This is a genomic window from Umezawaea sp. NPDC059074, from assembly GCF_042738955.1.
Classification (GTDB): Bacteria; Actinomycetota; Actinomycetes; order Mycobacteriales; family Pseudonocardiaceae; genus Umezawaea.
Map to the genome: position 1 here is coordinate 1 of NZ_JBHYHC010000166.1, position 19169 is coordinate 19169.

Annotated in this window: 29 protein-coding genes; all 29 read left to right on the top strand. The window is 66.0% G+C overall.

The genetic code is table 11. The features are described from left to right. The first annotated feature begins 155 nt into the window (after nt 1-155). On the top strand, nt 156-1058 hold the full coding sequence (locus ACFWW9_RS41140) for a DMT family transporter (protein WP_390388222.1): 903 nt from the start codon (nt 156-158) through the stop codon (nt 1056-1058). A gap of 336 nt (nt 1059-1394) precedes the next feature. After that, complete coding sequence (gene rpsL, locus ACFWW9_RS41145; protein WP_090015396.1) at nt 1395-1769, top strand: 30S ribosomal protein S12; 375 nt, start codon at nt 1395-1397, stop codon at nt 1767-1769. After that, a complete protein-coding gene (gene rpsG, locus ACFWW9_RS41150) occupies nt 1769-2239 on the top strand; it encodes a 30S ribosomal protein S7 (RefSeq protein WP_106187108.1) in 471 nt (156 codons plus the stop codon). Before rpsL ends, rpsG begins: the two co-directional genes overlap by 1 nt. An 89-nt stretch (nt 2240-2328) precedes the next feature. Further along, the gene (gene fusA / locus ACFWW9_RS41155; RefSeq protein ID WP_390388225.1) at nt 2329-4428 is read left to right on the top strand and encodes an elongation factor G; all 2100 of its coding nucleotides are present in this window, start codon (nt 2329-2331) and stop codon (nt 4426-4428) included. A gap of 137 nt (nt 4429-4565) precedes the next feature. Beyond that, nucleotides 4566-5759: an elongation factor Tu gene (gene tuf / locus ACFWW9_RS41160; RefSeq protein WP_390388227.1), complete on the top strand. Its 1194-nt coding sequence runs from the start codon at nt 4566-4568 to the stop codon at nt 5757-5759. Between the two features lie 370 nt (nt 5760-6129). Beyond that, the gene (gene rpsJ, locus ACFWW9_RS41165; protein WP_003938093.1) at nt 6130-6435 is read left to right on the top strand and encodes a 30S ribosomal protein S10; all 306 of its coding nucleotides are present in this window, start codon (nt 6130-6132) and stop codon (nt 6433-6435) included. 49 nt (nt 6436-6484) lie between these two features. Further along, the gene (gene rplC / locus ACFWW9_RS41170; protein WP_390388230.1) at nt 6485-7135 is read left to right on the top strand and encodes a 50S ribosomal protein L3; all 651 of its coding nucleotides are present in this window, start codon (nt 6485-6487) and stop codon (nt 7133-7135) included. Further along, nucleotides 7135-7824, top strand: coding sequence for a 50S ribosomal protein L4 (rplD, locus tag ACFWW9_RS41175; RefSeq protein ID WP_390388231.1), 690 nt, complete (start codon nt 7135-7137; stop codon nt 7822-7824). Before rplC ends, rplD begins: the two co-directional genes overlap by 1 nt. Beyond that, entirely contained in the window at nt 7821-8120 is a 300-nt protein-coding gene (rplW, locus tag ACFWW9_RS41180) for a 50S ribosomal protein L23 (RefSeq protein WP_390388232.1), read from the top strand. Before rplD ends, rplW begins: the two co-directional genes overlap by 4 nt. Before the next feature lie 22 nt (nt 8121-8142). Beyond that, entirely contained in the window at nt 8143-8976 is an 834-nt protein-coding gene (gene rplB, locus ACFWW9_RS41185) for a 50S ribosomal protein L2 (RefSeq protein WP_390388234.1), read from the top strand. Nucleotides 8977-8994: 18 nt separating this feature from the next. Beyond that, nucleotides 8995-9276 carry a 30S ribosomal protein S19 gene (gene rpsS, locus ACFWW9_RS41190; RefSeq protein WP_086669030.1) on the top strand — a complete coding sequence of 94 codons (282 nt, stop codon included), beginning with the start codon at nt 8995-8997 and terminating at the stop codon, nt 9274-9276. Nucleotides 9277-9311: 35 nt separating this feature from the next. Further along, nucleotides 9312-9740 (top strand): 50S ribosomal protein L22, encoded by a 429-nt coding sequence (gene rplV / locus ACFWW9_RS41195; RefSeq protein WP_259627819.1) that lies wholly within the window; start codon nt 9312-9314, stop codon nt 9738-9740. Further along, nucleotides 9740-10573: a 30S ribosomal protein S3 gene (gene rpsC / locus ACFWW9_RS41200; RefSeq protein ID WP_106187116.1), complete on the top strand. Its 834-nt coding sequence runs from the start codon at nt 9740-9742 to the stop codon at nt 10571-10573. The genes rplV and rpsC overlap by 1 nt, the downstream gene beginning before the upstream one ends. A gap of 3 nt (nt 10574-10576) precedes the next feature. Next, complete coding sequence (gene rplP, locus ACFWW9_RS41205) at nt 10577-10996, top strand: 50S ribosomal protein L16 (protein ID WP_106187117.1); 420 nt, start codon at nt 10577-10579, stop codon at nt 10994-10996. Beyond that, complete coding sequence (rpmC, locus tag ACFWW9_RS41210; RefSeq protein ID WP_106187118.1) at nt 10996-11244, top strand: 50S ribosomal protein L29; 249 nt, start codon at nt 10996-10998, stop codon at nt 11242-11244. The genes rplP and rpmC overlap by 1 nt, the downstream gene beginning before the upstream one ends. Continuing rightward, entirely contained in the window at nt 11241-11522 is a 282-nt protein-coding gene (rpsQ, locus tag ACFWW9_RS41215) for a 30S ribosomal protein S17 (RefSeq protein ID WP_259627818.1), read from the top strand. The genes rpmC and rpsQ overlap by 4 nt, the downstream gene beginning before the upstream one ends. Nucleotides 11523-11587: 65 nt before the next feature. Beyond that, nucleotides 11588-11956: a 50S ribosomal protein L14 gene (gene rplN, locus ACFWW9_RS41220; protein ID WP_106187120.1), complete on the top strand. Its 369-nt coding sequence runs from the start codon at nt 11588-11590 to the stop codon at nt 11954-11956. Between the two features lie 2 nt (nt 11957-11958). Then, nucleotides 11959-12273, top strand: coding sequence for a 50S ribosomal protein L24 (gene rplX / locus ACFWW9_RS41225; protein ID WP_106187121.1), 315 nt, complete (start codon nt 11959-11961; stop codon nt 12271-12273). Nucleotides 12274-12275: 2 nt separating this feature from the next. Continuing rightward, the gene (rplE, locus tag ACFWW9_RS41230; protein WP_390388235.1) at nt 12276-12839 is read left to right on the top strand and encodes a 50S ribosomal protein L5; all 564 of its coding nucleotides are present in this window, start codon (nt 12276-12278) and stop codon (nt 12837-12839) included. 4 nt (nt 12840-12843) lie between these two features. After that, nucleotides 12844-13029 (top strand): type Z 30S ribosomal protein S14, encoded by a 186-nt coding sequence (locus tag ACFWW9_RS41235; RefSeq protein WP_053715226.1) that lies wholly within the window; start codon nt 12844-12846, stop codon nt 13027-13029. A gap of 92 nt (nt 13030-13121) precedes the next feature. Then, entirely contained in the window at nt 13122-13520 is a 399-nt protein-coding gene (rpsH, locus tag ACFWW9_RS41240; protein WP_106187123.1) for a 30S ribosomal protein S8, read from the top strand. A 14-nt stretch (nt 13521-13534) separates the two neighbouring features. Beyond that, nucleotides 13535-14074: a 50S ribosomal protein L6 gene (gene rplF / locus ACFWW9_RS41245; RefSeq protein WP_390388238.1), complete on the top strand. Its 540-nt coding sequence runs from the start codon at nt 13535-13537 to the stop codon at nt 14072-14074. A gap of 1 nt (nt 14075) precedes the next feature. Further along, complete coding sequence (gene rplR, locus ACFWW9_RS41250; protein ID WP_259627815.1) at nt 14076-14477, top strand: 50S ribosomal protein L18; 402 nt, start codon at nt 14076-14078, stop codon at nt 14475-14477. A 34-nt stretch (nt 14478-14511) separates the two neighbouring features. After that, entirely contained in the window at nt 14512-15120 is a 609-nt protein-coding gene (gene rpsE, locus ACFWW9_RS41255; protein ID WP_390388242.1) for a 30S ribosomal protein S5, read from the top strand. A 4-nt stretch (nt 15121-15124) separates the two neighbouring features. After that, nucleotides 15125-15310 carry a 50S ribosomal protein L30 gene (gene rpmD, locus ACFWW9_RS41260; RefSeq protein WP_390388244.1) on the top strand — a complete coding sequence of 62 codons (186 nt, stop codon included), beginning with the start codon at nt 15125-15127 and terminating at the stop codon, nt 15308-15310. Beyond that, nucleotides 15307-15750 carry a 50S ribosomal protein L15 gene (gene rplO, locus ACFWW9_RS41265; protein ID WP_259627812.1) on the top strand — a complete coding sequence of 148 codons (444 nt, stop codon included), beginning with the start codon at nt 15307-15309 and terminating at the stop codon, nt 15748-15750. Before rpmD ends, rplO begins: the two co-directional genes overlap by 4 nt. Nucleotides 15751-16327: 577 nt before the next feature. Next, entirely contained in the window at nt 16328-17641 is a 1314-nt protein-coding gene (gene secY / locus ACFWW9_RS41270; RefSeq protein WP_390388247.1) for a preprotein translocase subunit SecY, read from the top strand. Next, the gene (locus ACFWW9_RS41275; RefSeq protein WP_390388250.1) at nt 17641-18192 is read left to right on the top strand and encodes an adenylate kinase; all 552 of its coding nucleotides are present in this window, start codon (nt 17641-17643) and stop codon (nt 18190-18192) included. The genes secY and ACFWW9_RS41275 overlap by 1 nt, the downstream gene beginning before the upstream one ends. A 53-nt stretch (nt 18193-18245) precedes the next feature. Then, on the top strand, nt 18246-19016 hold the full coding sequence (gene map, locus ACFWW9_RS41280; protein ID WP_390388252.1) for a type I methionyl aminopeptidase: 771 nt from the start codon (nt 18246-18248) through the stop codon (nt 19014-19016). Nucleotides 19017-19169: the final 153 nt, after the last annotated feature.

A 19169-nucleotide genomic window follows, 5' to 3' on the forward strand; every position in this document is an offset into this window, starting at 1 on the left:
GCGCCCCCACCCTCTTTCGTCTTGTCAAGGCGTCTTTCCAGCCTTGACAAGACGAAAGAGGGTGGGATAATTGGCGCAATCGGGGGTTGACCCCAACGAGAGACCCACCCCACACGTACCCGCAACACCCACCCTCGCAAGCGAAGATGACCCCCGTGAAGCCCCGCGTCGATCCCCTCACCACGACAGCGATCGCCGTGGCCCTGGTAGCCGTGTCCTTCTCCGGCCCCCTCATCGCCTTCGCAGCAGCACCACCTCTAGCCATGGCCTTCTGGCGCAACAGCCTCGCCGTAGGAGTCCTGGCCCCTTTCACCCTCGCCAAGCGCCCCCAGGAACTCCGCGACCTCCGCCACAAACCCCAAGGCCGCTACAGCGTCTACGCGGGCCTCGCCTTGGCGGCCCACTTCGCCACCTGGATGCCCAGCGTCCACCTCACGACAGTCGCCACCGCAACAGCCCTGGTAGCCACCCAACCCATCTGGCAAAACCTCATCGCCCGCGCCCAAGGCCGCAAACTCCCAGCGGCCACCTGGCTGGGCACCCTCCTGGCAGTAGCGGGCGTCACCATCGCCACCGGCGCCGACTTCAGCACCGCAGGCCCAGCCCTAGCCGGAGACCTCCTAGCCATCGCCGGAGCAATCGCCGCCGCCATCTACACAGCCTTCGGCGAACGAGCCCGAGAAGCGGTGACGACCACCACCTACACCCTCGTCTGCTACTCGATCTGCGCCGCCCTGCTCCTCACCGGCTGCCTCATCTTCAAGATCCCCCTGATCGGCTTCACCCCGACCACGTGGCTGGCGATCGGAGGCCTCGTCATCGGCGCCCAACTCCTCGGCCACTCGATGTTCAACTACGCCCTCCACAAGGTGAGCGCGAGCACGATCAGCCTCCTGATCCTCCTCGAGGTCCCCGGCGCGGCCGTGATCGCCTGGCTCTGGCTCGGCCAGGTCCCACGCCCGGAAGCCCTGCCAGGCCTGGCACTCCTCCTCGCAGGCCTGGCAACAGTCGTCATCAGCAGCACCAGGGCCGCCCGCCGAGCACCCGTCCCCGCCTAGGCCCGGAACCAGTCCGCATCCCGAGACCTCGCACGTGGGACCCGTCGACACCCAGGCACCCCGTTTTGACCCCGGTAGACGAAGAGAGGTATCTTTGGTACTCGTGCCCGACCCATGTCGGGCCGCTCCGCGTGCCTATGCACCGGCAACGCCCCCTTCCGGGGTAGCCGGTTTGCCTGAAGCACCGGTGTCCTCCACTCGCGGTACACCCTGCGGTGTTCACGCGGACCTTGGGATCCGGGCGACACGCCCGACCTCGGGTGCAGAGAGGGATCAAGTAAACAGAGCTCGCCAGACAGCTTGACGAGACGCAACAACGGAAGAAGCAGCCGGCGTATGCCAACGATCCAGCAGCTGGTCCGCAAGGGCCGCACTGACAAGGTCGCCAAGCAGAAGACCGCGGCCCTCAAGGGGAGCCCGCAGCGGCGCGGTGTGTGCACCCGCGTCTACACCACGACCCCGAAGAAGCCCAACTCGGCGCTCCGCAAGGTTGCCCGCGTGAAGCTGACCAGTGGCATCGAGGTCACCGCCTACATCCCCGGCGAGGGTCACAACCTGCAGGAGCACTCGATGGTGCTCGTGCGCGGCGGTCGTGTGAAGGACCTGCCGGGTGTTCGCTACAAGATCATCCGCGGTTCCCTGGACACCCAGGGCGTGAAGAACCGCAAGCAGGCTCGCAGCCGTTACGGCGCGAAGAAGGAGAAGAGCTAATGCCCCGCAAGGGACCGGCCCCGAAGCGGCCGCTGATCTCCGACCCGGTCTACAGCTCTCCGCTGGTGACCCAGCTCATCAACAAGGTGCTGGTCGACGGCAAGCGCTCGGTCGCCGAGAAGATCGTCTACGAAGCGCTCGAGGGTGCTCGCGAGAAGACCGGCACCGACCCGGTCGTCACGCTGAAGCGCGCTCTGGACAACGTCAAGCCGACCCTCGAGGTGCGCAGCCGCCGTGTCGGTGGCGCCACCTACCAGGTGCCGGTCGAGGTTCGTCCCTCGCGCTCCACGACGCTGGCGCTCCGCTGGCTCATCACCTTCTCCCGGCAGCGCCGTGAGAAGACGATGGTCGAGCGCCTGATGAACGAGCTGCTCGACGCGAGCAACGGCCTCGGCGCGAGCGTCAAGCGTCGCGAGGACACGCACAAGATGGCCGAGTCCAACAAGGCCTTCGCTCACTACCGCTGGTGATGTGATGCCCGGCCCGCAACCGCGGGTCGGGCTCTCCCAGCCCTAAGTGAGCGCTGCTACCAGCTGCTCATAGACAGGGGAAGACACCCGTGGCACAGGAAGTGCTCACCGATCTGGCCAAGGTCCGCAACATCGGGATCATGGCGCACATCGACGCGGGCAAGACCACGACGACCGAGCGAATCCTCTTCTACACGGGGAAGAGCTACAAGATCGGCGAAGTGCACGACGGCGCTGCGACGATGGACTGGATGGAGGAGGAGCAGAAGCGCGGCATCACGATCACGTCCGCCGCGACGACCTGCTTCTGGAAAGACCACCAGATCAACATCATCGACACGCCGGGCCACGTGGACTTCACGGTCGAGGTCGAGCGTTCGCTGCGCGTTCTCGATGGCGCTGTTGCCGTGTTCGACGGCAAGGAAGGCGTCGAGCCCCAGTCCGAGCAGGTCTGGCGGCAGGCGACCAAGTACGACGTGCCCCGCATCTGCTTCGTCAACAAGATGGACAAGCTGGGCGCGGACTTCTACTTCACCGTGCGCACCATCCAGGAGCGGCTCGGCGCCAAGCCGCTGCCGATCCAGCTCCCCATCGGCTCGGAGAGCGACTTCATCGGAGTCGTCGACCTGGTCGAGATGCGCGCGCTCACGTGGCGCGGCGAGGTGGAGAAGGGTGAGGACTACACGGTCGAGGAGATCCCGGCCGACCTCGCCGACAAGGTCGCCGAGTTCCGCGAGCAGCTGATCGAGGCTGTCGCGGAGACCGACGACGAGCTCATGGAGCTCTACCTCGCAGGCGAGGAGCTGTCCGTCGAGCAGATCAAGACCGGCATCCGCCGGATCGTGACCAACCGCTCGGCGTACCCGGTCCTCTGCGGTTCCGCGTTCAAGAACAAGGGCGTCCAGCCCATGCTCGACGCGGTCATCGACTACCTCCCGTCCCCGCTGGACGTGCCGCCGGTCGAGGGCACCCTGCAGGACGGCGTCACGCCCGCGTTCCGCAAGCCCTCGAAGGAAGAGCCGTTCGCGGCCCTCGCCTTCAAGATCGCGGCGCACCCGTTCTTCGGCAAGCTGACCTACATCCGGGTCTACTCGGGTCGGCTCTCCGCGGGCACCCAGGTCATCAACTCGACCAAGGACCGCAAGGAGCGCATCGGGAAGCTCTTCCAGATGCACGCCAACAAGGAGCAGCCGGTCGACGAGGCCCAGGCGGGCCACATCTACGCGGTGATCGGTCTCAAGGAGACCACCACCGGCGAGACGTTGTCCGACCCGCAGAACCCGATCGTCCTTGAGTCGATGACGTTCCCCGACCCGGTCATCCGGGTCGCGATCGAGCCGAAGACCAAGGCCGACCAGGAGAAGCTGGGCACGGCGATCCAGAAGCTGGCCGAGGAGGACCCGACCTTCCAGGTCCAGCTGGACGAGGAAACGGGTCAGACGATCATCGCGGGCATGGGCGAGCTGCACCTCGAGGTGCTCGTCAACCGCATGAAGTCGGACTACAAGGTCGAAGCGAACATCGGTAAGCCTCAGGTGGCGTACCGGGAGACCATCCGCGGCACCGTGGAGAAGTACTCCTACACGCACAAGAAGCAGACCGGTGGCTCCGGCCAGTTCGCCAAGATCCTCATCACCCTGTCGCCCCTGGAGAGCACCGACGGTGCGCTCTACGAGTTCGACAACAAGGTCACCGGTGGTCGCATCCCCAGGGAGTACATCCCCTCGGTGGACGCGGGCGCCCAGGACGCCATGCAGTACGGCGTGCTGGCGGGTTACCCGCTGGTGGGCATCAAGCTGACCCTGCTCGACGGTGCGTACCACGAGGTCGACTCCTCCGAGATGGCGTTCAAGATCGCGGGTTCCATCGCGCTCAAGGAAGCCGCCCGGAAGGCCAACCCCGTGCTCCTCGAGCCGGTCATGGCGGTCGAGGTGACGACGCCCGAGGACTACATGGGCGATGTCATCGGTGACCTCAACTCCCGTCGTGGTCAGATCCAGGCCATGGAGGAGCGCAGCGGCGCCCGTGTCGTGAAGGCACTGGTTCCGCTGTCGGAAATGTTCGGGTACGTCGGCGACCTGCGGTCTCGCACCCAGGGTCGCGCGAACTACTCGATGGTGTTCGACTCCTACGCCGAGGTTCCGACCAACGTGGCGAAGGAAATCATCGCGAAGGCGACGGGCGAGTAACCCAAACCGGAGCACCGCAGTTCTAGCGGGCTCTCCGGGGGTCTCCCTGGGGTCCGCACAATCGACCCTGACGTGTAGTCCGGCGGGCGCGAAGCCGCCCGCCGGACCAGCAATACGAAGTCCAGGAGGACAATCCAGTGGCGAAGGCGAAGTTCGAGCGGACGAAGCCGCACGTCAACATCGGCACCATCGGTCACATCGACCATGGCAAGACCACGCTGACTGCTGCAATCTCCAAGGTGCTGCACGACAAGTACCCGGATCTCAACCAGTCGTTCGCGTTCGACCAGATCGACAAGGCGCCGGAAGAGAAGCAGCGCGGCATCACGATCTCGATCGCTCACATCGAGTACCAGACCGAGAAGCGCCACTACGCGCACGTCGACTGCCCCGGTCACGCGGACTACATCAAGAACATGATCACGGGTGCGGCGCAGATGGACGGCGCCATCCTGGTCGTGGCCGCGACCGACGGCCCGATGCCGCAGACCAAGGAGCACGTGCTCCTGGCCCGCCAGGTCGGCGTGCCGTACATCGTCGTCGCGCTGAACAAGTCCGACATGGTGGACGACGAGGAGATCCTGGAGCTCGTCGAGCTCGAGGTCCGCGAGCTGCTCTCCGAGTACGAGTTCCCGGGCGACGACCTCCCCGTGGTCCGCGTCTCCGCGCTCAAGGCCCTCGAGGGCGACGCCGAGTGGGCCGACAAGCTCATCGGTCTCATGGACGCGGTCGACGAGGCCATCCCGGAGCCGGAGCGCGAGGTCGACCGTCCGTTCCTCATGCCGGTCGAGGACGTCTTCACGATCACCGGCCGCGGCACCGTGGTGACCGGTCGCATCGAGCGCGGCATCCTCAAGGTCAACGAGGAGATCGAGATCGTCGGTATCCGCGAGACCTCGCGCAAGACCACGGTCACCTCGATCGAGATGTTCAAGAAGTTCCTCGACGAGGGCCGCGCGGGCGACAACGCCGCGCTGCTGCTCCGCGGCATCAAGCGCGAGGAGGTGGAGCGCGGCATGGTCATCGTGAAGCCGGGCACCACCACCCCGCACACCGAGTTCGAGGCGCAGGTGTACATCCTCTCGAAGGACGAGGGTGGCCGCCACACGCCGTTCTTCAACAACTACCGCCCGCAGTTCTACTTCCGCACCACGGACGTGACCGGTGTCGTCGACCTCCCCGAGGGCACCGAGATGGTCATGCCGGGTGACACCACGGGCATGACGGTGAAGCTGATCCAGCCCATCGCCATGGACGAGGGCCTGCGTTTCGCCATCCGCGAGGGTGGGCGCACCGTGGGTGCGGGCTCGGTCACCAAGATCATCAAGTAAGTGATCCTGGTCTAATTCCAGACCCCGATTTGGAGCGCCACACACCCGTGTGGCATCCTTAACGGGTTGCTCGTCGGGGCGGCCGCGTTCATCAGAATTCGGCCGCCCCGTCACGAGCGGTCCGCGCCCTGAGTCATTGGACATCGGTTAACCCCGCTGGCTGATCAGGGTGCTGCGGGTCAGGCAAGCAAGACCCATCCCACGGAGTTATCTCAGTGGGACCGGCTTATGCATAGGGCGCGACACGCCCGACCGCGTGGACCGGGCACCGTGACATTTGAACAGGGGCGGAGCGCGCCAAGGGTCCCCAGTGACCCCCATTAGGCACCGCACCGCAGCGGTACGAGAAGCAGAGGAACGGCAAGCCACTATGGCGGGACAGAAGATCCGCATCCGGCTCAAGGCCTACGACCACGAGGCGATCGACGCGTCCGCGCGCAAGATCGTCGAGACCGTGACGCGCACCGGCGCTCGGGTCGTCGGGCCTGTGCCGCTGCCCACTGAGAAGAACGTTTACTGCGTCATCCGCTCGCCGCACAAGTACAAGGACTCGCGCGAGCACTTCGAGATGCGCACTCACAAGCGTCTGATCGACATCCTCGACCCGACGCCGAAGACGGTGGACGCGCTCATGCGCATCGACCTGCCGGCGAGCGTCGACGTCAACATTCAGTAAGTGGACGCGGCAGTGTTGATCCCATTTGGGGCGGAGAGTAACGAGACCCATGTCTGACAGGCAGGTTAAGGGGCTCCTGGGCACCAAGCTCGGCATGACTCAGGTCTTCGACGAGAACAACCGGATCGTTCCGGTCACCGTCGTCAAGGCCGAGCCGAACGTGGTCACCCAGGTGCGAACCCAAGAAATCGACGGCTACACGGCTGTGCAGCTGGCCTTTGGCGCTATCGACCCGCGCAAGGTCAACAAGCCCGTGACGGGCCACTTCGCCAAGGCGGGCGCGACTCCGCGCCGCTACCTGGCGGAGCTGCGCACCACGGACGCGACCGAGTACCAGGTCGGCCAGGAGCTCACCGCAGAGGTGTTCGAGGCCGGCGCTGTTGTCGACATCAGCGGCACCAGCAAGGGCAAGGGCACTGCCGGCGTCATGAAGCGGCACGGCTTCCACGGCCTCGGCGCCAGCCACGGCACCCAGCGCAAGCACCGCTCGCCGGGTTCCATCGGCGCGTGCGCCACGCCTGGTCGCGTGTTCAAGGGTGTCCGCATGGCTGGCCGCATGGGCCACGAGCGCGTGACCACTCAGAACCTGACTGTGCACCGCATCGACGCCGAGGCGGGTCTGCTGCTCATCAAGGGCGCGGTTCCCGGTCCCAAGGGCGGCGTGGTGTTCATCAAGAGTGCTGCGAAGGGCGGTGCCTGATGACTGCGACTGTTGAGATCCGCACGCCGGACGGCAAGACCGACGGCAGTGTCGAGCTGCCCGCGGAGATCTTCGACCGCCAGGCGAACATCTCGCTGCTGCACCAGGTCGTCGTCGCCCAGCGCGCTGCCGCTCGTCAGGGCACGCACGCGACGAAGACCCGCGGCGAGGTCTCCGGTGGCGGCAAGAAGCCGTACCGGCAGAAGGGCACCGGCCGCGCCCGTCAGGGCTCGACCCGTTCCCCGCAGTTCGTCGGCGGTGGCATCTCGCACGGCCCGCAGCCGCGCGACTACACCCAGCGGACCCCCAAGAAGATGAAGGCCGCCGCTCTTCGCGGTGCCCTCTCCGACCGGGCCCGCGCCGGCCAGCTGCACATCGTGAGCGCTCTGGTGAACGGGGACACCCCCTCCACCAAGACCGCCCGCAAGCTGCTGGAGTCGGTTACGGAGGCACGCCGCGTTCTGGTCGTGCTGAACCGCACCGACGAGGTGTCGTGGGTCAGCCTGCGCAACCTCGACCGTGTGCACGTGATCGCGCCCGACCAGCTCAACACCTACGACGTGCTGGTCAACGACGACGTGGTGTTCACCAAGGACGCGTACGACGTGTTCATCGCCGGACCGGCCCGTGGCCGTTCCGCGAAGGCCGTCGCCCGCTCCTCCGAGGTGTCCGAGGAGGCCGAGAAGTGATCCCCGACCACAGGGACATCCTGCTCGCGCCGGTGATCTCCGAGAAGTCCTACGGGCTGCTCGAGGAGAACAAGTACACCTTCGTGGTGTCGCCCGGCTCGAACAAGACCCAGATCAAGATTGCCGTTGAGAAGGTCTTCGGCGTCAAGGTCGTCAGCGTCAACACGCTCAACCGGCAGGGCAAGCGCAAGCGCACCCGGTCCGGCTATGGCAAGCGCAAGGACACCAAGCGCGCCATCGTGACGCTTTCTGCCGAGAGCAAGCCGATCGAGATCTTCGGCGGCCCGGCCGCCTGATGACGACGAGGACTGCGTAGAGATGGGCATTCGCAAGTACAAGCCGACGACCCCCGGTCGTCGCGGTGCGAGCGTCTCCGACTTCGCCGAGATCACTCGGTCGACGCCGGAGAAGTCGCTGGTCCGTCCGCTGCACGGCAAAGGTGGCCGTAACGCGTCGGGCAAGATCACCACGAGGCACAAGGGTGGCGGTCACAAGCGGGCATACCGCTTGATCGACTTCCGCCGCACCGACAAGGACGGCGTGCCGGCCAAGGTCGCTCACATCGAGTACGACCCCAACCGCACGGCGCGCATCGCACTGCTGCACTACGTGGACGGCGAGAAGCGGTACATCGTCGCCCCCGAGAAGCTGCGCCAGGGCGACATGGTGGAGAACGGGCCCAAGGCTGACATCAAGCCGGGCAACAACCTCCCCCTGCGCAACATCCCGGTCGGTACGGTCATCCACGCGATCGAGCTCCGCCCCGGCGGCGGCGCGAAGATCGCCCGTTCCGCGGGCGTGAGCGTTCAGCTCGTCGCCAAGGACGGTCCTTACGCCCAGCTGCGTCTCCCCTCGGGCGAGATCCGCAACGTGGACGTCCGCTGCCGCGCGACCGTTGGTGCGATCGGCAACGCCGACCACAGCAACATCAACTGGGGCAAGGCGGGCCGCATGCGCTGGAAGGGCCGCAAGCCCACGGTGCGTGGTGTCGCCATGAACCCGGTCGACCACCCGCACGGTGGTGGCGAGGGCAAGACCTCCGGTGGTCGCCACCCGGTGAACCCGGCAGGCAAGCCCGAAGGCCGTACCCGCCGCCGCAAGCCAAGCGACAAGCTCATCGTCCGGCGTCGTCGCACCGGTAAGAAGCGCTGAGCAGGAAGGGAGTGAAGGATGCCTCGCAGCCTTAAGAAGGGCCCCTTCGTTGACGACCACCTGCTCAAGAAGGTGGACGTTCTCAACGAGTCGGGCAAGAAGACCGTCATCAAGACCTGGTCCCGCCGGTCCACGATCATTCCGGACATGCTGGGGCACACCCTCGCGGTGCACGACGGCCGGAAGCACGTCCCGGTGTTCGTGACCGAGGCCATGGTTGGGCACAAGCTGGGCGAGTTCGCCCCGACGCGCACCTTCAAGGGCCACATCAAGGACGACCGGAAGTCGCGCCGCCGCTAGGCGACGAACTAGGAAGAAGCTAAGGGGAAGCAGCGATGAACGCCCGCAACGATGCCAGTGCGCCGGAGTACCCGCGCGCCGTGGCTCGGGCTCGCTACGTCCGCGACACGCCGATGAAGGTGCGTCGCGTGATCGAGCTCATCAGGGGCCGTAGCGCCAGCGACGCCCTGGCCGTGCTCCAGTTCGCGCCTCAGGCGGCAAGTGAGCCGGTCGCGAAGGTGCTCGCCAGCGCCGTGGCCAACGCCGAGAACAACCTCTCCCTGGACCCGACCACCCTCTGGGTGTCGAAGGTCTACGTGGACGAGGGGCCGACGCTGAAGCGTTTCCGTCCGCGGGCCCAGGGCCGCGCGTACCGGATCCGCAAGCGCACGAGTCACATCACCGTCGAGGTCGAGTCCCGTCCCAAGACGGAAGCCCGTCCCAAGGCGGTTCGCAAGACCAGCGCGAAGGGAAGTAACCGGTAGTGGGTCAGAAGATCAACCCGCACGGCTTCCGGCTGGGGATCACCACTGACTGGAAGTCCCGCTGGTACGCCGATAAGCAGTACGCCGAGTACGTGGCCGAGGATGTCAAGATCCGCAAGCTGCTCGGCCGTGGCATGGAGCGTGCCGGCATCTCGAAGGTGGAGATCGAGCGCACCCGTGACCGCGTTCGCGTCGACATCTTCACCGCACGGCCGGGCATCGTCATCGGCCGTCGTGGTGCCGAGGCCGACCGCATCCGCGGTGAGCTGGAGAAGCTCACCAAGAAGCAGGTGCAGCTGAACATCCTCGAGGTCAAGAACCCCGAGTCGGACGCGCAGCTCGTCGCACAGGGTGTGGCCGAGCAGCTGTCCAACCGCGTCGCCTTCCGGCGCGCGATGCGCAAGGCCATCCAGTCGGCCATGCGCTCCCCGCAGGTCAAGGGCATCCGCGTGCAGTGCGGCGGTCGTCTCGGCGGTGCCGAGATGTCCCGTTCCGAGCACTACCGCGATGGCCGAGTGCCGCTGCACACGCTGCGCGCGGACATCGACTACGGCTTCTTCGAGGCCCGCACCACGTTCGGCCGTATCGGCGTGAAGGTGTGGATCTACAAGGGTGACGTCGTCGGTGGCCTGAACGCCAAGCGTGAGCGGGACGCCGCCCCGTCGGCCGACCGCGCGCCTCGTCGTGACCGCGATGCCCGCCCGAACCGGGCCCGTCGTTCCGGTGCCAGCGGCACCACGCCGACGAGCACCGAGGCAGGGCGCGCCGCGGCCGACGCACAGGCCAGCGAGACGCCGGCAGCCCCGGCCGCTGAAGAGAAGACGGAGGGCTGAGTCGTGCTCATCCCGCGGAGGGTTAAGCACCGCAAGCAGCACCACCCCGGTCGGTCGGGTGCTGCCAAGGGCGGCACGAGGGTCACCTTCGGTGAGTTCGGCATCCAGGCCCTGGAGCCGGCTTACGTGACCAACAGGCAGATCGAGTCGGCGCGTATTGCCATCAACAGGCACATCCGTCGTGGCGGCAAGGTCTGGATCAACATCTTCCCGGACCGCCCGCTGACGAAGAAGCCCGCCGAGACCCGCATGGGTTCCGGTAAGGGTTCTCCGGAGTGGTGGGTGGCCAACATCAAGCCGGGTCGGGTGCTCTTCGAGATGAGCTTCCCGAACGAAGCCGTGGCACGTGAGGCACTGCGCCGCGCGATCCACAAGCTCCCGATGAAGTGCCGCATCGTTACGCGTGAGGGTGGTGAGTTCTGATGGCAGCGGGTACCACCGCTTCCGAGCTGCGTGAGCTCACCGAGGAGGAGCTCGTGCTGCGCCTGAAGGAGGCGAAGGAGGAGCTGTTCAACCTCCGCTTCCAGATGGCCACCGGGCAGCTCGACAACAACCGTCGTCTGCGGACGATCCGGCACGAGATCGCCCGGATCTACACCGTGATGAGGGAGCGGGAGCTCGGTCTCTCGGTTTCCCCCGACGCGGTCTCCACTGGTGAGGGTGCGGCATGACCGAAAGCAACGAAGCCACGACCGAAGACCGCAACGACCGCAAGGTCCGCGAGGGTTACGTCGTCGGCGACAAGATGGACAAGACGATTGTGGTCGCGCTCGAGGACCGCAAGAAGCACCGCCGGTACTCCAAGGTCCTGCGCTCCACCACCAAGGTGAAGGTGCACGACGAGGAGAACACGGCCGGTGTGGGTGACCGCGTTCGCCTCATGGAGACGCGTCCCCTCTCCGCCACCAAGCGCTGGCGGCTCGTCGAGATCCTCGAGAAGGCCAAGTAGTAGTTCGTTGGACCGAGCCTGTCAGGTCGGAAATCTGGCAGGCCAGGAATGGTCAGGAGTTGTAAGTGATCCAGCAGGAGTCGCGGCTGCGCGTCGCCGACAACACCGGTGCGAAGGAAATCCTTTGCATCCGTGTTCTCGGTGGCTCGGGCCGCCGCTACGCGGGCATCGGGGACATCATCGTCGCGACGGTGAAGCAGGCCATCCCCGGCGCCAACGTGAAGAAGGGCGATGTCGTCAAGGCCGTCATCGTTCGGACCGTGAAGGAGCGCCGTCGTCCCGACGGTTCCTACATCCGGTTCGACGAGAACGCCGCCGTGCTCATCAAGCCGGACAACGAGCCGCGGGGTACCCGCATCTTCGGACCGGTCGGCCGTGAGCTGCGCGACAAGAAGTTCATGAAGATCATCTCGCTGGCACCGGAGGTGCTCTAACCATGAAGGTCAAGAAGGGCGACACGGTCGTCGTCATCGCCGGCAAGGACAAGGGCGCCAAGGGCAAGGTCATCCAGGCCCACCCGGACACCAACAAGGTCCTGGTCGAGGGCGTGGCCAGGGTCAAGAAGCACACCCGGATCTCGCAGACCCAGCGTGGTGCGCAGTCCGGTGGCATCGTGACCCAGGAGGCCTTGATCCACGTCTCCAACGTGATGGTCGTCGACGCGGACGGCAAGCCGTCCCGCATCGGCTACCGGACGAACGACGAGGGCAAGCGCGTCCGCATTTCCCGTCGTAACGGGAAGGACATCTGATCATGACCACTGCTGAGAAGATCATTCCGCGGCTGAAGACCCGCTACCGCGAGGAAATCGCCGCCGAGCTGAACAAGCAGTTCGAGTACGCCAACGTCATGCAGATTCCGGGCGTGGTGAAGGTTGTCGTCAACATGGGTGTCGGCGACGCCGCCCGCGACGGCAAGCTGATCGAGGGCGCTGTCCGCGACCTCTCGATCATCACCGGTCAGCGTCCCGAGGTTCGGCGCGCTCGCAAGTCCATCGCGCAGTTCAAGCTCCGCGAGGGAATGCCGATCGGCGCGCGCGCGACGCTGCGTGGCGACCGCATGTGGGAGTTCCTGGACCGGCTGCTGACCATCGCGCTGCCGCGTATCCGTGACTTCCGCGGCCTGTCGGGCAAGCAGTTCGACGGCAACGGGAACTACACGTTCGGTCTCAACGAGCAGTCGATGTTCCACGAGATCGACCCCGACGCCATCGACCGCCCGCGCGGCATGGACATCACGGTCGTCACCACCGCGACCACCGACGAAGAAGGTCGGGCGCTGCTGAAGCTCCTGGGCTTCCCGTTCAAGGAGAACTGAGTCGATGGCCAAGAAGGCATTGATCAACAAGGCTGCCGCCAAGCCCAAGTTCAAGGTGCGGGGTTACACCCGCTGCCAGCGCTGCGGGCGTCCGCACTCGGTGTTCCGCAAGTTCGGCTTGTGCCGGATCTGCCTCCGGGAGATGGCGCACCGCGGCGAACTGCCGGGTGTCAGCAAGTCCAGCTGGTAACAAGCGTTTCCACTTCGCTGTAGGCCTGCCCGCGACCGAGTTCTCGGACCCTGGGCTGGGGAACCGCAGTGAGAAAGGTTGACTAGGTCACCATGACGATGACCGATCCGATCGCAGACATGTTGACGCGTCTGCGGAATGCGAACTCGGCATACCACGACAAGGTCGTGATGCCGCACTCGAAGCTCAAGGCGAACATCGCCGAGATCCTCAAGCGCGAGGGCTACATCTCGAGCTACCGCGACGAGGCGGGTGACGTTGCGAAGAACCTGGTGGTCGAGCTGAAGTACGGCCCGAACCGGGAGCGCAGCATCGCGGGCCTCCGCCGGGTGTCCAAGCCCGGTCTCCGCGTGTACGCGAAGAGCACGAACCTCCCCAAGGTGCTCGGTGGCCTTGGTGTTGCCATCATTTCGACCTCTGGTGGTCTGCTGACCGACCGCCAGGCCAACAAGCAGGGTGTAGGCGGAGAAGTTCTCGCCTACGTCTGGTAAGGGAGGGGGACCGCATGTCGCGCATTGGAAAGCTGCCGATCACCGTTCCCTCTGGGGTCGACGTGAACATCGACGGCCAGGCCGTGAGCATCAAGGGCCCGAAGGGCACCTTGAGCCTCACGATCGCCGAGCCGATCGTGCTGGAGAAGGCCGAGGACGGCACCCTCGAGGTGAAGCGTCCGGACGACGAGCGGCGCAGCCGTTCGCTGCACGGCCTCTCCCGCACCCTGGTGCACAACATGGTCATCGGTGTGACCCAGGGGTACGAGAAGAAGCTCGAGATCCACGGGGTCGGTTACCGCGTCGCGCTCAAGGGTTCCGACCTGGAGTTCGCGCTCGGCTACAGCCACCCGGTGAAGGTCGAGGCCCCTGAGGGCATCACCTTCGTCGTCGAGAACCCCACGCGTTTCTCCGTTAAGGGTATCGACAAGCAGCTGGTGGGCGAGGTTTCCGCCAACATCCGCAAGCTGCGCAAGCCCGACCCGTACAAGGGCAAGGGTGTGCGGTACTCGGGCGAGAAGATCCGCCGCAAGGTCGGAAAGACGGGTAAGTGACATGAGCGAGTCGACTGCTACGAAGCGCAAGCCGGTGGGCAAGGACATCTCGACCACGCGTCGCATCGCCAAGGCCCGTCGTCACTTCCGCCTGCGCAAGAAGGTCAGCGGTACCGCCGAGCGTCCGCGCTTGGTCGTGCACCGTTCCTCGAAGCACATCACCGTGCAGATCGTGGACGACCTGAAGGGCCACACCATCGTGTCGGCCACCTCCCTGGAGGCGGACGTGCGCGCGGTGGACGGCGACAAGAAGGCCCGTGCCGCGAAGGTCGGTCAGCTGGCCGCGGCTCGTGCGAAGGACGCCGGTATCACGGCGGTCGTCTTCGACCGCGGTGGCAACGCGTACCACGGCCGCATCGCCGCTCTGGCGGACGCGGCCCGCGAGGCCGGGCTGGAGTTCTGACAATGATCATCACTGGAATTGAGAGGGACGCCTGATGCCAGGACGCACGCGTCGCGAAGGCGGCGGGGGCGAGCGCGGAGAGCGCCGCGACCGTCGTGACGGCGGCCGCGGCGGCGCGGCCCAGGAGAAGACCCCGCACCTCGAGCGCGTGGTTGCGATCAACCGCGTGTCCAAGGTGGTCAAGGGTGGTCGCCGGTTCAGCTTCACGGCCCTCGTGGTCGTGGGCGACGGCGACGGCATGGTGGGCGTCGGCTACGGCAAGGCCAAGGAAGTTCCCGCGGCCATCGCCAAGGGTGTCGAGGAGGCGAAGAAGAACTTCTTCCGCGTCCCCCGCATCGGCGGCACCATTCCCCACCCGATCACGGGCAAGAAGGCCGCGGGCGAGGTCATGCTGCGTCCGGCTTCGGCCGGTACCGGCGTCATCGCCGGTGGCGCTGTCCGCGCGGTGCTGGAGTGCGCCGGCATCCACGACGTGCTGAGCAAGTCGCTGGGCAGCGACAACGCCATCAACATCGTGCACGCCACCGTCGCGGGCCTGAAGGGCTTGCAGCGTCCGGAGGAGGTCGCGGCCCGCCGCGGCTTGCCGCTGGAGGACGTGGCTCCCGCCGGAATGCTGCGCGCCCGCGCACAGCAGGGGGCGTGACACCATGGCACAGCTCAAGATCACCCAGGTGAAGAGCACCATCGGTACCAAGCACAACCACCGCGAATCGATCCGCACCCTCGGGCTGCACAAGATTCGCCAGTCGGTGGTGCGCGATGACACCCCCCAGGTCCGCGGTCTGATCCACACCGTGCGCCACCTGGTGGTCGTCGAGGAGGTCAACTCATGACCATCAAGATCCACCACCTCCGTCCTGCCCCCGGTTCGCACACCGCCAAGACCCGCGTCGGCCGCGGTGAGGGTTCCAAGGGCAAGACCGCTGGTCGCGGTACGAAGGGCACGGGCGCTCGCAAGAACACCCCGGCGCGCTTCGAGGGTGGCCAGATGCCGCTGCACATGCGGCTCCCGAAGCTCAAGGGCTTCAAGAACCCGTTCCGCACCGAGTACCAGGTCGTGAACGTCGGCGACCTGGCCCGTCTCTTCCCCAAGGGCGGGACGATCGGTGTCGACGAGCTCGTCGAGTCGGGCGCGGTCCGCAAGGGCCAGCTCGTCAAGGTGCTCGGCGACGGTGACATCGCGGGCGTCAAGCTCGACGTCACCGCGCACAAGTTCTCGGGCAGCGCCGTCGAGAAGATCGCGGGCGCCGGTGGCACCACCACCGCGCTCTAGCTAGTACGCGTGCCCGAAGGGCCCTCGGAGCTCCGGCTCCGGGGGCCCTTCGCCTTGTGCGGGGTCCGGGCCGCCGTGGCGCCCCAGGAGGGCGCTCCTGCCCTAAGGGGTGTCCACCATGCGGATGGTGTGGATACGCCCTCAGCGAAGCGCTGAGAGCGTTTTCGGGTTCGGGGGAGCGGTTGTCCCCGAACCGTCACCGGTCGTCGTGGCGGCCGGGCCGCTGTTCCGTCTACGGTGGGGCTGAGGTGGGACTTCCCGACGCCGCAGGGATCTCGCCGGACGGGTCCTCGTGTCCATTCGAGACGCGGTGACCGGTCCAACCGGCTGATCCTTTGAGCCCAACAGGACCCAAAGATCAACCGTGCTGCAAGGTGTGAATGACGACTGGCTGCGGAGTTGCCCCCGATGACTGTTAAAGTCGCGGGCTGAACCCGGATGTCCTCCGGGTCGGTGGCGGCTACCTGCTGCGACCGGTCGAAAACCGTCGGCAATTCGCCCGGCGGTAAGTCAGTGCCGGCGGACGGCCGGTACCGCTCGATGTCGGCCACGGGCCGACAGCGCTCAGGAGGTTCGCGTGCTCGGCGCATTCCGCTCGGCTCTCGCGACGCCGGACCTACGGAAGAAGATCCTCTTCACACTGGGGATCATCGTGGTGTACCGGTTGGGCGCGACTCTGCCCGCGCCGGGCGTGTCCTTCAAGAACGTCAAGCTCTGCGCTGAACAGATCGACCAGCAGGGGATCTACTCGCTGATCAACCTCTTCAGCGGTGGCGCACTGCTGAACTTGTCGATCTTCGCGTTGGGCATCATGCCCTACATCACCGCCTCCATCATCATCCAGCTCCTCACCGTGGTCATCCCGCGGTTCGAGCAGCTGAAGAAGGAGGGCCAGGCGGGCCAGGGCAAGCTCACGCAGTACACCCGGTACCTGACGATCGCCCTGGCGATCCTCCAGTCCACCGGCATCGTGGCGCTGGCCGTGCGCAAGCAGCTCTTCCCGAACTGCGCGGAGCCGGTCGTCCCGAACGACACCATCTTCACGCTGGTCGTCCTGGTCGTCACGATGACCGCGGGCACCAGCGTCATCATGTGGCTGGGCGAGATCATCACCGAGAAGGGCATCGGCAACGGCATGTCGTTGCTGATCTTCACCGGTATCGCCGCGCGCATCCCGGCCGAGGGCAAGAACATCCTGTCCAAGGGTGGTCTGACCTTCTTCCTGGTCATCGTCGCCGGTCTCGTCATCATCGCCAGCGTCATCTACGTGGAGCAGGCCCAGCGCCGCATCCCGGTCCAGTACGCGAAGCGCATGATCGGTCGCCGCATGTACGGCGGCACCTCGACCTACCTGCCGCTGAAGGTGAACCAGGCGGGCGTCATCCCGGTCATCTTCGCCTCCTCGCTGCTGTACCTGCCCGACCTGATCTCGCGGTTGACGACCTCGACCGACCCCGGCGCGACCCCCGGCTGGTGGCAGACGTTCGTGGCGACGCACCTGGTGAGCCAGTCCAGCCCGGTGCACATCGCCCTGTACTTCCTGCTGATCGTGTTCTTCACGTACTTCTACGTGGGCATCACGTTCAACCCGGACGAGCGCGCCGACGAGATGAAGAAGTTCGGCGGGTTCATCCCCGGTATCCGTCCGGGGCGTCCCACCGCCGAGTACCTGCGCTTCGTTCTGGGGCGCATCACGCTGCCCGGCTCGCTCTACCTCGGCATCGTGGCGATCCTCCCGAACATGTTCCTGGAGCTGACCGGTCAGGGCCAGAACCAGAACTTCCCGTTCGGCGGCACGGCCGTCCTGATCATGGTGGGCGTCGGCCTCGACACCGTGAAGCAGATCGAGAGCCAGCTCATGCAGCGCAATTACGAAGGGTTCCTCCGCTAGTGCGACTCGTTCTCGTCGGCCCGCCTGGAGCGGGCAAGGGCACCCAGGCCACCGTGTTGAGCGAGAAGCTCGGCGTGCCGCACATCTCCACCGGGGACCTCTTCCGCGCTCACATCAGCAACCAGACCGAACTCGGCCGGGAGGTCCAGGAGTACCTGGACTCCGGCGAGCTCGTCCCGGACGCCGTGACCAACGAGATGGTCCGCGAGCGCCTGTCCCAGCCGGACGCCGTCGACGGCTTCCTGCTCGACGGGTTCCCGCGCAACGTCGCCCAGGCGGGCGTGCTCGGCGAGATCCTCGCCCAGAACGAGCACAAGATCGACAACGTGCTGGAGTTCCGCATCGACGAGGACATCGTCGTGGAACGCCTGCTCGCCCGCGGCCGCACCGATGACAAGGAAGACGTCATCCGCCACCGCCAGCAGCTGTACCGCTCGGAGACGGCGCCGTTGCTCGACTACTACGGCGCGATCGTCGTGAGCATCGACGCGGTCGGCGACGTGCACGAGATCGGCGAGCGCGCCCTGCGCGCTCTGCGCGCCGAGCAGTGAGCGGTGGAGTCCTCGATGTCCTACGACGCTTCGTCCCGGGTGGCCGTGAACGCATGATCGAAATCAAGTCCCGCGGTGAGCTGGAGATGATGCGCGCGGCGGGGTTGGTCGTGGCTCGAACCCTCGCGTTGGTGTCGTCGCACGCCAAGGCGGGGGTGAGCACCCTGGAACTGGACGAGCTGGCCGAGCAGAGCATTCGCGACGCCGGTGCCGTGCCGTCGTTCAAGGGGTACCACGGGTTTCCGGCGAGCATCTGCTCGTCGGTGAACGAGCAGGTGGTGCACGGGATTCCCTCTCGCGGTCAGGTGTTGGCCGAGGGGGACCTGGTGTCGATCGACTGCGGGGCGATTCTGGAGGGGTGGCACGGGGATTCCGCTGTGACCCTGGCCATCGGGTCTGTGTCTCCGGCCGAGGAGTTGCTGTCCGAGGCGACTCGGACGTCGATGCTGGCTGGGATCGCTGCTGCTGTCGCTGGTGGGAAGTTGTCGGATGTTTCCTTTGCGATCGAGGCCGAGACCATCGCTGCTGGGGAGCGGGATGGGATCGAGTACGGGATCGTGGAGGGGTACGGCGGGCATGGCATCGGGACGAAGATGCACATGGATCCGTTCCTGCCGAACTACGGGAAGCCCGGTAAGGGGCCTCGGTTGAAGCCGGGGATGGCTATCGCCATCGAGCCGATGTTGACGTTGGGTAGTGAGCAGACCGCCGAGTTGGATGACGGGTGGACTGTGGTGACCACGGACGGGTCGCGGGCGGCTCACTGGGAGCACAGCATCGCGATCACCGAGGATGGGCCTTGGGTGCTTACTGCGCTTGATTGATGTTGGGTTTTTGGGGGCCTCGCTCTTTTGAGCGGGGCCCCTTTTGGTTTGTTGGGGGTGGGTGTTGGGTTGCTGGGGGGCTAACCCCCGGTTGCGCCAATTATCCCACCCTCTTTCGTCTTGTCAAGGCTGGAAAGACGCCTTGACAAGACC

Bases quoted from the DNA above. Each gene is read 5' to 3' on its own strand.
- rplR (WP_259627815.1), top strand. From the start codon at position 14,076: ATGAGCGAGTCGACTGCTACGAAGCGCAAGCCGGTGGGCAAGGACATC.
- rpmC (WP_106187118.1), top strand. From the start codon at position 10,996: ATGGCAGCGGGTACCACCGCTTCCGAGCTGCGTGAGCTCACCGAGGAG.
- rpsE (WP_390388242.1), top strand. From the start codon at position 14,512: ATGCCAGGACGCACGCGTCGCGAAGGCGGCGGGGGCGAGCGCGGAGAG.
- rpmD (WP_390388244.1), top strand. From the start codon at position 15,125: ATGGCACAGCTCAAGATCACCCAGGTGAAGAGCACCATCGGTACCAAG.
- rpsS (WP_086669030.1), top strand. From the start codon at position 8,995: ATGCCTCGCAGCCTTAAGAAGGGCCCCTTCGTTGACGACCACCTGCTC.
- rplF (WP_390388238.1), top strand. From the start codon at position 13,535: ATGTCGCGCATTGGAAAGCTGCCGATCACCGTTCCCTCTGGGGTCGAC.
- rplX (WP_106187121.1), top strand. From the start codon at position 11,959: ATGAAGGTCAAGAAGGGCGACACGGTCGTCGTCATCGCCGGCAAGGAC.
- rplE (WP_390388235.1), top strand. From the start codon at position 12,276: ATGACCACTGCTGAGAAGATCATTCCGCGGCTGAAGACCCGCTACCGC.
- rpsL (WP_090015396.1), top strand. From the start codon at position 1,395: ATGCCAACGATCCAGCAGCTGGTCCGCAAGGGCCGCACTGACAAGGTC.
- rplD (WP_390388231.1), top strand. From the start codon at position 7,135: ATGACTGCGACTGTTGAGATCCGCACGCCGGACGGCAAGACCGACGGC.
- map (WP_390388252.1), top strand. From the start codon at position 18,246: ATGATCGAAATCAAGTCCCGCGGTGAGCTGGAGATGATGCGCGCGGCG.
- rplB (WP_390388234.1), top strand. From the start codon at position 8,143: ATGGGCATTCGCAAGTACAAGCCGACGACCCCCGGTCGTCGCGGTGCG.
- rpsQ (WP_259627818.1), top strand. From the start codon at position 11,241: ATGACCGAAAGCAACGAAGCCACGACCGAAGACCGCAACGACCGCAAG.
- rpsH (WP_106187123.1), top strand. From the start codon at position 13,122: ATGACGATGACCGATCCGATCGCAGACATGTTGACGCGTCTGCGGAAT.
- rpsG (WP_106187108.1), top strand. From the start codon at position 1,769: ATGCCCCGCAAGGGACCGGCCCCGAAGCGGCCGCTGATCTCCGACCCG.
- rplC (WP_390388230.1), top strand. From the start codon at position 6,485: ATGTCTGACAGGCAGGTTAAGGGGCTCCTGGGCACCAAGCTCGGCATG.
- ACFWW9_RS41235 (WP_053715226.1), top strand. From the start codon at position 12,844: ATGGCCAAGAAGGCATTGATCAACAAGGCTGCCGCCAAGCCCAAGTTC.
- rplO (WP_259627812.1), top strand. From the start codon at position 15,307: ATGACCATCAAGATCCACCACCTCCGTCCTGCCCCCGGTTCGCACACC.
- rpsJ (WP_003938093.1), top strand. From the start codon at position 6,130: ATGGCGGGACAGAAGATCCGCATCCGGCTCAAGGCCTACGACCACGAG.
- rplV (WP_259627819.1), top strand. From the start codon at position 9,312: ATGAACGCCCGCAACGATGCCAGTGCGCCGGAGTACCCGCGCGCCGTG.